Genomic DNA, 14,379 nt, shown 5'->3' with positions numbered 1-14,379 from the left:
TTCGAGCAAGCGTCTACCCGGCTGGCCGATGATTTCCAACAACCGCCTCCGCCGGAGCGTTCCCGGGAAAGGGAGAATCGACGATGCTGACCATCGGTCTCGTGCAACAGGGCGCATGGGACATGCCATTGGAGTCGATGCCGCTCGCGGCCGGATATCTCAAGGCCGTGCTGGACGCGGACCCGGTCACCGCAGCCGCCGTCGACGTCAAGATAAACAATTTCCGGGGTGGCGTGGCGCTGACCGCGATGGCCCGGGACCTGTTCGGCGCGGAGATCCCCGAGGTGCTCGGTTTCTCGGTGCTGGGCTGGAACTACCGGAGCTTCGGCTGCCTGGCGGAGACGTTCAAACAGCTGAATCCGCGAGGCGTCGTGATATTCGGCGGAAACCACGTGGCGAATCAGGCGGACCGTGTATTCCGCGAAATGCCGCAGGTGGACTACGTGGTGAACGGCGAGGGGGAGACGACCCTTCCCGCCCTCGTCCGGTATCTGCTGGACAACCCCGGCGGCCGGGATCCGGCGAATGTCCCGGGCATCTCCTACCTCAGAGAACCCGGCAGCGTCCACACCACGCCGGACGCCGCGCGGATCGAGAACCTGGATGTCGTCCCGTCGCCGTTCCTGACCGGCGCCATCCCCATGAACTGGCCCAACGGCCGCTTCCGCTACGACGTCGCGCTGATGGAGACCAACCGCGGCTGCCCGTACAAGTGCTCGTTCTGCTACTGGGGCGGCGCCGTCGGCCAGCGGGTGCGCTCGTTCTCCCGGCAGCGACTCGTCGAGGAGCTGGACTTCTTCGGCTTCCACGAGGTCCCGACCGTCGTCCTGTGCGACGCCAACTTCGGACTTCTGGAAAGCGACGAGGAATTCGTCGAGGACCTGATCAAGACGCGGGAGCGCCGCGGCTTTCCGCGCGCGATCGAGACGAGTTGGGCGAAGAACAAATCAGCCAGATTCCACCGCATCGTCACCGAACTGCGGCAGCACGGATTCAAGAGTTCCTTCACCCTCGCCCTCCAGACGCTCTCCGACGATGCGCTGACCGAAATGCATCGCAGGAACATGAAGGTGAATCAGTGGGAGAGCCTGGCCACCTGGCTGGCCGACGAAGGGCTCGATTGCTACGCGGAGCTCATCTGGGGCGCGCCGGGAGAGACTCCGGACTCATTCTTCGAGGGCTATGACCGGCTCGCCGGAAAGGTCTCCAGAATCGCGGTGTATCCACTCCTGCTCCTGCCGAACACCTCCTACAGCGAGCAGCGCGCGGACCACGGTTTCGTGACGTTGCGCGGCGAGCACGACGACTTCGAATATGTTCTGGCCAATCGCAGCGCGACGCTGAACGAACATGTCCGGATGCAGCGCTTCATGCTGTGGGCCAGGGTGCTCGGCGAGAACCAGTTCTTGCGGCACGTCTGGCGGCCGGCCGCCGCGCTGACCGGGCAGACCCAGTCCGCTCTCATCACGAGCCTCATGCGCTGGTTCGAGTCGTCCGCCACGCCGGAGGCCAGGGAGTTCTGCGCGGCCATCCCGGTCATCGCGGAATCGCCGTCGGTGGTGCGGGCGCTCCGCGCGCTGTACGGCGGCCACTCGCTGGAGCGGGAGATCGAGATGTGGTGGCGGACCGCGATGGTCCCGCGGTTCCCCGAGCGGTGGCGCCCGTTCGCCGAGGAGCTCTACACCTACGAACACTGGACCCGCCCGGTGTACGTCGACCCGAACCTCGGGCCGCCGCCCGGCTGGCGAGCCGACGGCGCGTCGTACCAGACGGACCCGATCCGCTTCTCGCATGACATGCGCCGGGTGCTGCACCAGGGCGAGTGGGACCGGGACAAGCCTCCCGAGGCGGAGACGGTCTGGTACGTCTTCGACGCCAAGCCGGGCTTCTACGAACACATGGACAACCACGAGACCGCCGCCCACTACGCCGCGGAACCGCTACGGGTTGACCCGGCCCTTTCGCACGGAATGTGAACCTGCTGTTCGCGTGATCGAGGAAGCGAGATGACATGCTTGTGGACAAGGTAGACGACGCGTCGTCCATCCTTCAGCTGGGCACGGCGTACGCGCCCGCCAAGATCCTGCACAGCGCGGTGGAGATCGGCCTGTTCGAAGCGCTCAGCGACGAGCCGGCCGATCTGGCGCAGGTGTGCTCGACGCTGGAGTTGCACCCCAGGCTCATGCGGGACTTTCTCGAAGCGCTCGTGGTGCTGGGGCTCCTGGACAAGGCCAACGGCGGGTACCAGGCCAGCGAGACGGCGAAGAAGTTCCTCGTTCCCGGTCATTCCGGCTACGTCGGCGGCCGCATCAAGATCGGCAGCCGGCTGCATTATCCCGCCTGGCACTCGCTGGCCGACGCGCTGCGCGACGGAAAGCCGAAGGCCAACATCGAGGCGGACGCGAAGGCGTACGAGCGCCTGTACAACGACCCCGAGAGGGCGCGCGTCTTCCTGTCCCACATGGACGCCAGCAACGTCATGGTGGCGCCGCAGCTCGACGAGTGCCTCACCTGGTCGGAGCACGAGTCGTTCCTCGACGTCGGCGGCGCGCGCGGCCAGGTGGCCGCGATCCTGGCGAGCAGGAACCGGCATCTGCGGGGAGGCGTGTTCGACTTCCCCATCGTTCGACCGTACTTCGACGAGATCATGGCGGAGTACGGGACCGCGTCCCAGGTCACCTTCCACCCGGGCGACTTCTTCCTGAACGCGCTGCCGGAAGCCGGCGTGTATCTCATCGGCCACGTGCTGCACGACTGGTCGGTCGAAGAACGGCGCCAGATCGTCAAGCGGATCTCCGAGGCGGCCCGGCCGGGAAGCCTGCTGCTGGTCTACGACCACATGATCGACGAGGACCAGCCCGATCTCCAGAGCCTGATCACCAGCCTCAACGTGGCGCTGGTAACCCCCGGCGGGTCGGAGTACACGGTGGCCGAATGCCGCGAGTGGCTGGAGGGGGCCGGGTTCCGGTTCATCCGCGCCCACCGCCTTCCCATCGGCAACGACACGGTCGTGGTCGCCGAGCGGACCGGCTGATCCGGCGGAAGGGCGGGAGATCATGGCGAAAGAGATCATGGCGAAAGAGATCATGACGGAATGGGATGTCCCCGCGCTGCTCGAGGTCGCGGCCAAGACGCCGCGCGAGGCGTTGGCCGTCCTGGCCAACGCGGACCGGTTCGCCCGTGCGATCCATGTGCTCGCCGAGCTGAACATCGCCGACCACCTCGCCGCGGGCCCGAGAACGGTGGCGGAACTGGCCGCCGAGGTGGGCGCGGATCGGCCATCGCTGTATCGGGTGCTGCGGTGCGCGGCGTCGGTGGGCGTCTTCACCGAGGTCGCAGAGGAGAGGTTCGGGCTGTCCCCGATGGCGGAAGGGTTGCGTACCGACATCGCGGACTCGGCGCGCGACGCCATCGTCATGGATGGATCTGATTTCTTCTACCGGGCGCTCGGCGCGCTCGGCCACAGCGTGCGCACCGGAGAAACGGCGTTCGACCACGTCTTCGGCATGCCGATCTGGCCCTACCTGGAGAGTGACTCCGGGTCGAGCCGCATCCTGGACGACGCGATGGCCGCCATCAACCGGCGGCTCGGCAACCGATATCTCGACCGGATCGACTTCGGCCGGTTCGAGCGCGTCGCCGACATCGGCGGCGGTAAGGCGATCTTCCTGGGCCTGCTGCTGGCGCGCTATCCCGGATGCGCCGGCGTGCTCTTCGAACGGCCGGCGATGGTCGAAGCGGCCGTGGCCTCGATCGCCGAACAGGGGCTGTCGGACAGGGTGACCGTCACAGCGGGAGACTTCTTCGCCGGCCCGCTGCCGGCCGGGTGCGACGCCTACATCCTGAACATGGTCCTGCACGACTGGAGTGACGAGGCCGCCGCCCGGATTCTCCGCCAGGTCAGGACGGCGATCGGCGACACCGGCGCCGTGCTGTTCGTCCTGGAGCAGGTCGTGTCGGAGCTGAACACCTGGGATCGCGCCAAGCTGCTGGACATCGACATGCTCACCGTCTGGGGCGGGCGCGAGCGCTCCATCCACGAGTGGGAACGGCTCCTGCGCTCGTCCGGCTTCGCCCTGGCCAACCAACCCACACCCGGAGAATGGACGGTACTCGAATGCCTGCCTCAATGATGTTGAACCTGCTCGCCATGGCCTCGCTCGCCCCTCTGTGCGTCGGAGGGATCTTGCTGCCATGACGGATCACTCCCCAACTCTCACTCCGTTCGCGGGCCAGCACGTCGTCGTCACCGGCGGCAGTTCCGGAATCGGCCGCGCCGCGGCGCTGATCTTCGCCCGGCAGGGCGCGGAGACGGTGTTCATCACCGGCCGGGACGCGGAACGCCTGAAGGAGACGGCCACGCTGCATCCGAAGCTGGTCCCCGTGGTGGCCGACGTCTCCACCGCCGAGGGCGCCGACGCCGTGGACGCGGCGGTCGGCGCGGGCCCCGGCGTCCTCGACGTCCTGGTGCACAACGCGGGGATCACCAAGAAGACGCCCCTGGGCCGGGTCGACATGGCGGACGTGATGACGGTGCTCGGCACCAACCTGATCGGCCCGCTGATCCTGACGGACCGGCTGCTTCCCCGGTTACGCGCCCCCGGCGCCAGCATCGTGCTCGTCACGAGCGTCGAAGGGCACCGGCCGCCACCGTTCGGCTCCTCGCTGTACGCGGCGTCCAAGGCGGGCGGCGAGATGTTCACCCGGGCATGGGCGGTGGAACTCGGCGAGGCAGGCATCCGGGTCAACGCGGTGGCTCCGGGTGTGACCAGGACCGACGCGGCAGCGCGCGCCGGCTTCAGCCCGGCCGACGCGCGGCTGGCGTTGGAGATCTTCGGGCAGGCCACGATCGCCGGACGGGTGGGCGAGCCCGAGGAGGTGGCCGTCTGGATCACCCGGCTGGCCGAGCCCGGCAGCGCGTACGTGACAGGCCAGGTGATCTCGGTGGATGGGGGGATCGAGCTCACCGGTATCCCCCGGAAACGGCCCATGAGGCCGCCGGCCGGGGCCGCCGACGCGGAGCGGCAGAAGTCGCCGTGACTCATGCGCTTCGAGGACCTCTTCATCGCGGCCACCGGCGTGTGGTTGCCGCCCGCCGTACCGGCTGATGGCGTCACACCGGGCAGCCCTCGCTCTGACGGCATCACGTCGGTGACGGTGTCCCGGAGCGAATCCGCGCCGGAGATGGCCACCCGGGCGGCTCGCTCGGCCCTGGCGCGAGCGGGCCACCGCGGCGACGACATCCGGCTGCTGCTGCACGCGAACGTCTACTACCAAGGGCACGATCTGTGGCCGCCCGCCTCGTTCATCCAGCGGTACGCCGAGGTGGGGGACTGCCCGGCCATCGAGATCCGGCAGATGTCCAACGGCGGAATGGCCGCGCTCGGCCTCGCGGCCTGCCACCTGGTCGCGGCCGGGGACGGCGCGGCGGCGCTGATCACCGCGGCGGACCGGTTCTGCCCTCCGGGGTTCGACCGGTGGCGCAGCGACGCCGGGACGGTGTACGCCGACGGCGGCGCGGCGATCGTCCTGTCCCGCGGCACCGGCTTCGCGCGGCTGCGCTGCCTGGTCACCGAGTCCGACCCCGGCCTTGAGCGGATGCACCGCGGCGACGATCCGTTCGGAGCGGCGCCGTTCTCGGTCCGCGGCCGGGTGGATCTCGATGCCGCCAAACGGGCCTTCCTCGCCAAGGCCGGGATCTCCGAGAGCGTGGCACGGGTCGCGGCCCGCCAGCACATGACGATCAAGCGGGCGCTCGCCGAGGCCGAGAGCAATCTGACTGACATCGACTGGTTCGTCCTTCCCAACTTCGGCCGCCGGCGGCTGGAGCTCACCTACATCGGCCCGTACGGCATCGACATCGAGCGGACCACCTGGCCATGGGGCCGGCGGGTGGGGCATCTCGGCGCCGGCGACCAGCTCGCCGGGCTGGACCACCTGGCGGCGACCGGGCGGCTGCGGCCGGGCGACCGATGCCTGCTCGCCGGCGTCGGCGCGGGGTTCACCTGGTCGTGCGCGGTCGTCGAGGTCCTGGCTGTACCGGGCTACCCGGCGAGGGGGGACGACATGGCAAGGAAGGAGGGGCCCGATGACCGGTGACGGTCGAACCCGAACACGCCTGCTGGCCTGGTCAGGGGCGCACGAGCACGACTGGCGGCAGACCGGCGCCGCGCTGGAACGATGGCTGACCACGGACGGTCCGCCCGAGTTCCAGGAAGCGGCGGACCAGTGGCGGCCGCCCACCCCGGCCGGGCCGGTGCGCGGCGCCGTACTGGCCGCGACCCATGCCGAGGCCCTGGCCGGGGTGCGTGCCGCGGAGCCGCGACAGGGCCGGAGACGGCCCGTGGCGCTGCTGTTTCCCGGCCAGGGCGCCCAGCACGCCCGTATGGGGGCAGGGCTCTATCGGCGAGATCCCGAGTTCACCGCCCGCATGGACGAGGTCATCGAGCTGTTCGGCCCGGACGCGCGGGCGATCAGAGACGACTGGCGATCACCGCGACCGGCGCTCGACCTCGACGACCTGCGACGGGCGCAGCCGCTGCTCTTCGCCGTCGACTGGGCGCTGGGCAGGCTCGTGCTCAGCTGGGGAGTCCGTCCGGCGGCGCTGCTGGGCCACAGCGTGGGCGAGGTCGCCGCGGCGGCGTTGGCCGGCGTGTTCACCATGGCCGACGCGGTCACGGTGATGCGCGATCGCATCGACCGGCTGACCGGGCTACCGCCCGGCGGAATGCTCGCGGTCGCCGCCGGTCCCGATGAGCTGCGCCCGTTCCTCGCCGACCTCGACGGCGCGGTGGTGGTCGGCGCGGTCAACGCGGCCCGCCAGGTGATGCTGGCCGGCCTCGACGGGCCGCTGCGCCAGGTCGAACGCGACCTGCGCGCCGCCGGCTACGGGTGTCGCAGGGCCAGGGCGACGACCGCGTTCCACAGCCCGGCCGTCGCCGCGGCGTTGGCCGGATCGCGGGAGGTGATGGCCGGCCTGGCGCTGCGCCCGCCCGCCATCCCCCTCTACTCCGGCTACACCGGCGCGCCGATGTCGCCCGGTACCGCGACCGACGTGGATTTCTGGGCGGACCAGCCGGCGGAGCCGGTGCTGTTCGGCCCGGCGCTCGACCGGCTGCTGGCCGAGGGCGACTACCTGCTGGTCGAGGCGGGCCCGTCGGAGAGCCTCACCGCGCTCGCCCGGCGCCATCCGAAGGTGCGATCGGGTGCCAGCGACGTCGCGGCCCTGCTGCCGGCCGGGCCCGGCGAGGGCGAGCGGGATCGGCGCGCGGTACTGGCGGCGGCCGCGAAGCTCTGGCTCGAGGGCCACGACCTCGATTTTGCGGGCTTCAGGGAACAGACCGGTTAGGGATCAGACCGCGTAGGGATCAGACCGCGTAGGGATCAGACCGCGTAGGGATCAGACCGCGTAGGGATCAGACCGCGTAGGGATCAGACCGCGTAGGGATCAGACAACGTGACGGCAGAAGGGTGTGCCAGCAGATGGATTCCCCAATAGAGGTGCTGATCGCGGGCGCCGGGCCGGTCGGCCTGACCGCGGCACTCGACCTGACCCGGCGCGGCATCGGGGTGCGGATCATCGACGCCGCGCCCGGTCCCGCCACCACCAGCAGGGCGATCGCGACCCATCCCAGGACGCTGGAGATCTACGAGCAACTTGGGGTGATCGACGCCGTGCTCCGCAGGGGGCGGCGGATCACCGGGTTCGCGCTGTACAGGGACGGGCGCCGGCTGGCGCGGCTGGCCGCCGACTACACGGACATGCCGACTCGATTCCCGTTCACCATGGCCATCGACCAGATCGTCACCGAGGAGATCCTCCGCGACGCCCTGCGCGAGCTTGGGGTCGTGCCGGAGTGGGGAGTGCGGCTGGAGTCACTCCAGCAGGACGAGGAGGAAGTGACGGTCCAGCTGCGCCAGGACGACTCCCACCAGAAATACGGGGTGCCCTGGTTGATCGGCTGCGACGGAGGACACAGCACCGTGCGCTCGGAGCTCGACCTCACGCTCGTCGGCACGTCGAGGCAGACCTGGCTGCTGGCCGACGCGCAGGTCGAGACCGACCTCCCGCCGAACAGCATCTACTGGATCCGCGCCGAACGCGTCACCATGATGGCCGTGCCGTTCATCGAGCCCGGCCGATGGCGGCTGCTGGACACGGTGGACGTCGACTACGACGGCGACCCGGTACGGCTCGCCGAGCGGCTGACCCACAAGCTGCGGATCGGGCTCGGGCGGCCGGTGGTGGTGCGTCCGCCCGGCTGGGTGTCGGTCTTCACCGCGCAGCAGCGCATGGTGCGGACGATGCGCCGTGGCCGGTGTTTCGTCGCCGGCGACGCGGCTCACGTGCACAGCCCGGCGTCCGGCCAGGGCATGAACACCGGGATCCAGGAGGCGTACAACCTCGGCTGGAAGCTGGCCATGGTCATCAGGGGCCACGCCGGGCAGGCGCTGCTGGACACCTACGGCGTCGAGCGCGTTCCCGTCGGCGCGGAGCTGCTGACCTCCACCGAGAAGGCCACCCGGCTGGTGCAACTGAGCAACCCCGTCGCGGACCGGCTGCTGCCCGTGGTCTTCGCCGCGGTCTCCAACATCCCCGCGCTGCGCAGGCGGATGCAGGGCAAGATGCTCGGCGCGGTGTCCGGCCTGAACCTGGAGTACTCCGACAGCCCGCTGACGCTCAACGGCGCCGAGCCGCTCCCAAGGCCCGGCCAGCGTCTCACCCGTCGCGTCGCCGGCCCACCGGAGTCGGCCGCCGAGCAGGCGCTGATCGCGGAGCTCCAGGACCCGCGCTGGACGCTGCTCGTCGCCGGTGACCTTCCCGAGCCGCTCGAAGCCGCGAAAACCCGTCACGACGCGTGGCTGTCCGTGCGATCGGCCGGTTTCGACCTGCCGGACCGTGACGGCGCGCTGCGCGCCAGCCTGGGGCTGGCCGACGGCGGCTGGATCCTGGTACGACCGGACGGCTACGTCTCGGCTCGCGGCAGGCGGCTGAACCGCGAGCTCATCGACACGCTCCCTGCCCGGCTGTGGCCGGACCGGACGGTCGAGCGGACCTGATGGGAACGGCGGAGCGGACCTGATGGGAACGGCGGAGCGGATCCCGCTCCGCCGTTTCCGGATCAGCGCCCTTCCCGGATCAGCCGACGCGCCGCTGCATGGCCTTCTCCAGGCGCGCGTGCAGCTTCGAGCCGGACTCCTGACGCATCATCCGGCGCAGCATGATGGGCGCGATCAGCGCACCGGCCACCGCCCACGCGACGAGTACGGCGACGCCGGCCGGAAGCCGCCACGCTCCACCGATCTCCACGGCGGCCATGGCGTCGGGCAGCAACGCCGAGCGGGCGCCGAGACCCAGCCAGTACATCGGGAACGCCTCGCCGATCCACTGCAGCGCCTCAGGCAGCCGGGTGATCGGGTAGAAGACGCCGGAGACCGCCGCCAGCGCGCACAGCGGGAACATGACCAGCCCGAAGCTGTGCGAATTGGGCAGCAGCGGACCCACGGCCATCCCCACCGGCAACGCCGCCGCCAGGCCGAGAAGCGACACGACGGCCAGCGTCAGCCAGGTGCGCGCGCCGTGGATGACCAGTTCGGGGAACACCGCGAGTCCGGCACCGAGAGTCAGCGCCGCCGTGATGACGATGGAGCAGGACAGCCCGACGACCTTACTGACCAGGTAGCCCACCATGCCGCCCGGCACGGTCCTGGCGCGCAGCAACGTCCCGTCCTCCCGCTCGACGGCCAGGGTCCCGGCCATCGTCGCGATGCCGTTGAGACCGATGTTCGCCCCGAGGACGCCGGGCAGCATCGTCACTCCCAGCGAGAACTGCGTGCCCGGCACCGCGAACCCCCGGGTGAACAGCATGGCGGTGAAGAAGATCCCGGTGGAGATGAGCGTGACCACGACATGGTGGCTGTCCAGGAACAGCTGCCGCAGCTCGATCAGGCCGTGTCGTATACCCGCGCGCAGCGGGACGTACGCGGCCCTCATCGCGACCTCACGGGCGATGTGCCGGATTCCCAGTCCCGCACCAACGTCAGGTAGCTCTGCTCAAGGGTGGCCCGGTGCACCTCCAGATCATCGATGTCCGCGCCGTGTTCGGCGTAGAGCCGGTGAACGAAGCGGGCTGGCGCCGGTGTGGAGGCGTTGAAGCGCCGGCCGTTCCTGGTCCAGCGCACCTCGGAGGTCTCGCTCGCGCGGCCGGAGAGTTCCTCGGGCGATCCGTCCGCGATGATCTGGCCGCCGGCCAGCAGCAGGATCCGGTGCGAGAGCCGCTCGGCCTCGGCGAGATCGTGGGTGGCGAGTACGACGGTGATCTGCTCCGTCTCCACCAGCTGCTTGATCATCGTGTGGAAGTCGTGCCGGGACCGGGGATCGAACCCCACCGTCGGCTCGTCGAGGAACAACAGCTGCGGCCGGCCGACCAACCCGATGGCGACGTCGAGGCGTCGGCGTTGCCCCTGCGTCAGCCGGCGCAGGTTCTGCCCGGCCAGGTCGGTGAGCCCGACGAGCTCAAGCAGCGCGTCACAGTCCCACGGCCTGGGCATCGACTCCCGCGCGTACGGGACGTAGTAGGTGCCCAGGTGGGAGATCAGCTCGCGTACCCGCCACTTGCCGTGATCGGCCCACGACTGGAGGACCACCCCGATCTCGGCGCGCCAGCGCCGGTCGCCGTGCACGGGATCCGCGCCCAGCACCGACACCTGACCGGCGGAGCGCAACCGGAACCCCTCGAGGATCTCGATGGTCGTGCTCTTGCCGACGCCGTTCGGTCCGAGCAGGGCGACCACCTCTCCTCGCCGTACCGCGAAGGTGATTCCGGCCAGCACCTCGGTGTCGCCGTACCGCATCCGCAGGTCCCTGACGTCGATGACGCTGTCGGCGCCGGACGGTGTGACCGGCGCCGGAGAGGGCTGCACGATCACCGGTCGATGACCGCGATGGCGCGGACCGGGTAGCTCCCGACTCCCGCGATCGGCGCGGGCAGCACGGTCAGCCGGGCGCCGGTGTCCGGCAGCCGGTCCAGCCGGGTCAGGCTTTCCAGCAGATAGATGTCCGCGCCGAGCAGGAGGTTCTGCGCGGGTTTGCTGTTGTCGGTGCCGCTGTCGATGTTCTGGCTGTCGATCCCGACGATGCCGGGGTTGGCGTCGAGCAACGCCTTCACCGCCTCCTGCGTCAGGAACGGCGAGTCCTTGAAGAACCCGCCGGTGCCCCAGTGCCGGTCATGACCGGTGTTCACCAGGACGGCCCGGCCGGCCAGCTCGAGCCCCTCGAACACCTCAGGTCCGATCGACCGCCCATCCGGCAGTTTCTCAGGGGACACCCGGACCACCGTGATCGGGACGTCCACCATGCGCTCCAGGCTCAGGCCCGCCACGTCGGCGGCGTCGACGTGGAACTGGCTCGGCGCGTCGATGTACGTGGCCGTGTTGCCGCAGAGTTCCACCGTGGTCAGGGCGAACGTGACGCCGGGCGCGAGGAACCCCGCGGACTGCTCCCGGCTGATGAACTCGCTGATGCGCGGCTTGGGCATCCAGGGGTGGGTGAGCATGTCGTGGCTGATCGAGAAGCTCAGGTCGACAATGGTCCGGTTGTTCGGCATCTGGCTCTCCGCTCTGTCGGTCGGAGATCACCGTCGCAGCGTGGTGTCGAAGGGCGATAAAGGCGCCGTAGGGGCTGAAAGTTCTTCTCCGGCCCGATATCCGCTCGACGACGCGGCGACAGAGTCCATCGAGGCACCGCAACCGTGGCAGGGGAGAACCGTTTCAGGGGAGAAGCATTGATGGGTACGCGAGACCGCCGGGTGGTGATCACCGGGATGGGCGTTGTGGCTCCTGGTACCCCCGGCCGTAAGGCCTTCTGGCAACGGCTCGTCGACGGGCGCCCGGCATTTCGCCCGATCAGTTTCTTCGACGCCGGGGCCTTTCGCTCCAGGATCGCCGCCGAGTGCGACTTCGATCCGGCGCGGGAGGGGTTGACCGCGCGGGAGATCAGGCGACTCGATCGCGCGGCGCAGCTGCTCCTGGTGGCCGGTGACGAGGCGGTGGCCGACAGCGGCGTCGACATCGACGGTTCGGCCGAGCGCGCCGGAGTGAGCATCGGCACGGCCGTCGGCTGCACCATGCGCCTGGAGAGCGAGTACGTGGTGCTCAGCGACCAGGCCCGGCGATGGGAGGTCGATCCCGGCTATGTCGTGCCGCACCAGTACGACTATTTCGTCCCGAGTTCGTTCGCGGCGGAGGTGGCCACCCGCTTCGGCACCCTGGGCCCGGCGACCGTCGTCTCCGCCGGGTGCACCTCCGGCATCGACTCCGTGGGGCACGCCTGGCGGTTGATCCGCGAGGGCAGCGCCGACATCATGCTGGCCGGCGGGACCGACGCGCCGATCTCGCCGATCACCGTCGCCTGCTTCGACGCGATCAAGGCCACCTCGCCCCGCAACGACGATCCGGTCAACGCGATGCGTCCCTTCGATCGCCATCGCAGCGGCTTCGTGCTGGCCGAGGGCGCCGCCGTACTCGTTCTGGAGGAGTACGGGGCGGCCCGGCGACGCGGGGCGCACATCTACGCCGAGATCGCCGGTTATGGAGCGATGTGCAACGCGTACCACATGACCGGACTGCGTACCGACGGCGCCGAGCTCGCCGGTGCGATGGACGCCGCGCTGACCACGGCGGGCGTCGCGCCGAACGCGGTCGACTACCTCAACGCGCACGGCACCGCGACCCAGCAGAACGACCGGCACGAGACCGCGGCGATCAAGCGCGCGCTGGGTCAGCACGCGTACTCGGTGCCGATCAGCTCGGTCAAGTCGATGATCGGCCACTCGCTCGGCGCGATCGGCACCATCGAGATCGCCGCCAGCGCGCTGGCCATCGAGCACGGCACGATCCCGCCGACCGCCAACCTCACCGAGCCCGACCCCGAGCTGGATCTCGACTACGTCCCCTTGACCGCGCGAGAGGCCCCGCTGCGCACCGTGATGACGGTGGGCAGCGGCTTCGGCGGGTTCCAGAGCGCGATGGTGCTGCGGGGGCGGCCGTGACCGGAGCCTTGATCACCGGCGTGGGCGTGATCGCGCCCACCGGGCTCGGCACCGACGCGTACTGGGCCGCCACCCGTGCCGGGCACCTGGGCATCCGCCGGATCGGCCGGTTCGACGCCACCGGATGGCCGGCGCCGCTCGGCGGCGAGGTGGACGGGTTCGACGCCGCGGCTCACCTGCCGGGTCGCCTGATCGCGCAGACCGACCGAATGACCCAGTTCGCCCTGGCCGCGACCGACTGGGCGGTGGCCGAAGCGGGCCTCACACCCGACGAGCTGGCCGGCGCGTCGATCAGCACCGCGGCCGCGTTCGGCGGCTTCGAGTACGGCCAGCGGCAGCTCCAGTCGCTGTGGCGGCAGGGCCCCAAGCACGTCAGCACCTACATGTCCTTCGCCTGGTTCTACGCGGTCAACGCGGGCCAGATCTCCATCCGGAACGCGACGCGTGGCCCGGCCGGCGTCTTCGTCGGCGAGCAGGCGGGCGGGCTCGACGCGATCGGGAACGCGCTGCGCCAGGTGCGCTCCGGCGCGGCCGTGGTGATCACCGGTGGTATGGAGAGCTCGCGCTCTCCGTACGGCCATGCCTCCCATCTCGGCAACCGGGACATCAGCCGGGAGCCGCGGCCGGACCGGGCCTACCTTCCCTTCAGCGCCGACGCGTGTGGTTACGTGCCCGGCGAGGGCGGGGCGATCCTTGTGGTCGAACCCGACGCGGCGCCCCAGCGCCGGCAGCCGGTGCGGTACGGGCGCGTCAGCGGGTACGGCGCGGCGTTCGACGCCCGCCCGGGCGCCACGGGCTCGGGCCTGCGCCGCGCCGCCCAACTGGCCCTGGCCGACGCGCGGCGCACGCCTCAAGACATCGACGCGGTGTTCGCCGACGCCGGCGGCACCCGCGCGCTGGACCTGGCCGAGGCGACGGCCATCGCCGAACTCTTCGGGCCGCACGCCGTACCCGTCGTGGCGCCGAAGGCCGGCACCGGCCGGCTGTTCTCCGGCGGTGGCCCGGTCGATGTCGTGGCGGCGCTGCTGGCCTTCCGCGATGGCGTGCTGCCCCCTGCCGGACGCGTCACCGCGCCGGACCCGGTCTACGAGATCGACCTGGTGACCACGGAGCCCCGGCAATGGTCAGGGCGCAGCGCGCTGGTCCTCGCCCGCGGCACGGGGGGTTTCCACTCCGCCCTGGTGCTGACCGCATCGGACGAGTGACCAGACCCCACTCAGACGACGACTGACCAGACCAGACCCCACTCAGACGACGACTGACCAGACCAGACCCCACTCAGACGACGACTGACCAGACCAGACCCCACTCAGACGACGACTGACCAGAC

General features: G+C 70.3%; 12 protein-coding genes. 9 read left to right on the top strand and 3 right to left on the bottom strand.

Features of this window, described 5'->3' with window-relative positions:
* The first annotated feature begins 83 nt into the window (after positions 1–83).
* From ACIBO2_RS14180 to ACIBO2_RS14150, 7 genes are all read left to right on the top strand, one after another.
* Entirely contained in the window at positions 84–1,976 is a 1,893-nt protein-coding gene (locus tag ACIBO2_RS14180) for a KedN5 family methylcobalamin-dependent radical SAM C-methyltransferase (protein WP_358539814.1), read from the top strand.
* A gap of 35 nt (positions 1,977–2,011) precedes the next feature.
* Positions 2,012–3,034: a methyltransferase gene (locus ACIBO2_RS14175; RefSeq protein WP_358539817.1), complete on the top strand. Its 1,023-nt coding sequence runs from the start codon at positions 2,012–2,014 to the stop codon at positions 3,032–3,034.
* Positions 3,035–3,056: 22 nt separating this feature from the next.
* Positions 3,057–4,133: a methyltransferase gene (locus tag ACIBO2_RS14170; RefSeq protein WP_358539820.1), complete on the top strand. Its 1,077-nt coding sequence runs from the start codon at positions 3,057–3,059 to the stop codon at positions 4,131–4,133.
* A gap of 61 nt (positions 4,134–4,194) precedes the next feature.
* Positions 4,195–5,040 carry an SDR family oxidoreductase gene (locus tag ACIBO2_RS14165; RefSeq protein WP_358539822.1) on the top strand — a complete coding sequence of 282 codons (846 nt, stop codon included), beginning with the start codon at positions 4,195–4,197 and terminating at the stop codon, positions 5,038–5,040.
* 3 nt (positions 5,041–5,043) lie between these two features.
* Positions 5,044–6,099 (top strand): ketoacyl-ACP synthase III family protein, encoded by a 1,056-nt coding sequence (locus tag ACIBO2_RS14160; protein ID WP_358539824.1) that lies wholly within the window; start codon positions 5,044–5,046, stop codon positions 6,097–6,099.
* On the top strand, positions 6,089–7,348 hold the full coding sequence (locus ACIBO2_RS14155) for an acyltransferase domain-containing protein (protein ID WP_358539827.1): 1,260 nt from the start codon (positions 6,089–6,091) through the stop codon (positions 7,346–7,348). The genes ACIBO2_RS14160 and ACIBO2_RS14155 overlap by 11 nt, the downstream gene beginning before the upstream one ends.
* 134 nt (positions 7,349–7,482) lie before the next feature.
* Entirely contained in the window at positions 7,483–9,060 is a 1,578-nt protein-coding gene (locus ACIBO2_RS14150) for an FAD-dependent monooxygenase (RefSeq protein WP_358539829.1), read from the top strand.
* Between the two features lie 79 nt (positions 9,061–9,139).
* On the opposite strand, the gene ACIBO2_RS14145 is transcribed toward ACIBO2_RS14150, so the two are convergent.
* The 3 genes from ACIBO2_RS14145 to ACIBO2_RS14135 all read right to left on the bottom strand — a co-directional run bounded on the left by ACIBO2_RS14145 (position 9,140) and on the right by ACIBO2_RS14135 (position 11,606).
* The gene (locus ACIBO2_RS14145; protein ID WP_397297251.1) at positions 9,140–9,994 is read right to left on the bottom strand and encodes an ABC transporter permease; all 855 of its coding nucleotides are present in this window, start codon (positions 9,992–9,994) and stop codon (positions 9,140–9,142) included.
* Positions 9,991–10,854 carry an ABC transporter ATP-binding protein gene (locus ACIBO2_RS14140; protein WP_397297656.1) on the bottom strand — a complete coding sequence of 288 codons (864 nt, stop codon included), beginning with the start codon at positions 10,852–10,854 and terminating at the stop codon, positions 9,991–9,993. Before ACIBO2_RS14140 ends, ACIBO2_RS14145 begins: the two co-directional genes overlap by 4 nt.
* A gap of 71 nt (positions 10,855–10,925) precedes the next feature.
* Entirely contained in the window at positions 10,926–11,606 is a 681-nt protein-coding gene (locus tag ACIBO2_RS14135; protein WP_358539837.1) for a cyclase family protein, read from the bottom strand.
* Between the two features lie 180 nt (positions 11,607–11,786).
* On the opposite strand from ACIBO2_RS14135, the gene ACIBO2_RS14130 reads away from it, so the two are divergent.
* Together ACIBO2_RS14130 and ACIBO2_RS14125 are read left to right on the top strand one after the other, a co-directional pair.
* Complete coding sequence (locus ACIBO2_RS14130; protein ID WP_358539839.1) at positions 11,787–13,049, top strand: beta-ketoacyl-[acyl-carrier-protein] synthase family protein; 1,263 nt, start codon at positions 11,787–11,789, stop codon at positions 13,047–13,049.
* Positions 13,046–14,254, top strand: coding sequence for a beta-ketoacyl synthase N-terminal-like domain-containing protein (locus ACIBO2_RS14125; RefSeq protein ID WP_397297248.1), 1,209 nt, complete (start codon positions 13,046–13,048; stop codon positions 14,252–14,254). Before ACIBO2_RS14130 ends, ACIBO2_RS14125 begins: the two co-directional genes overlap by 4 nt.
* The last annotated feature ends 125 nt before the right edge of the window (positions 14,255–14,379 follow it).

It is taken from the genome of Nonomuraea sp. NPDC050022, from assembly GCF_044460705.1.
Classification (GTDB): domain Bacteria; phylum Actinomycetota; class Actinomycetes; order Streptosporangiales; family Streptosporangiaceae; genus Nonomuraea.
The sequence above is the reverse complement of the archived record's forward strand: the minus strand, read 5'-3'. Positions and strand labels throughout refer to the sequence as shown.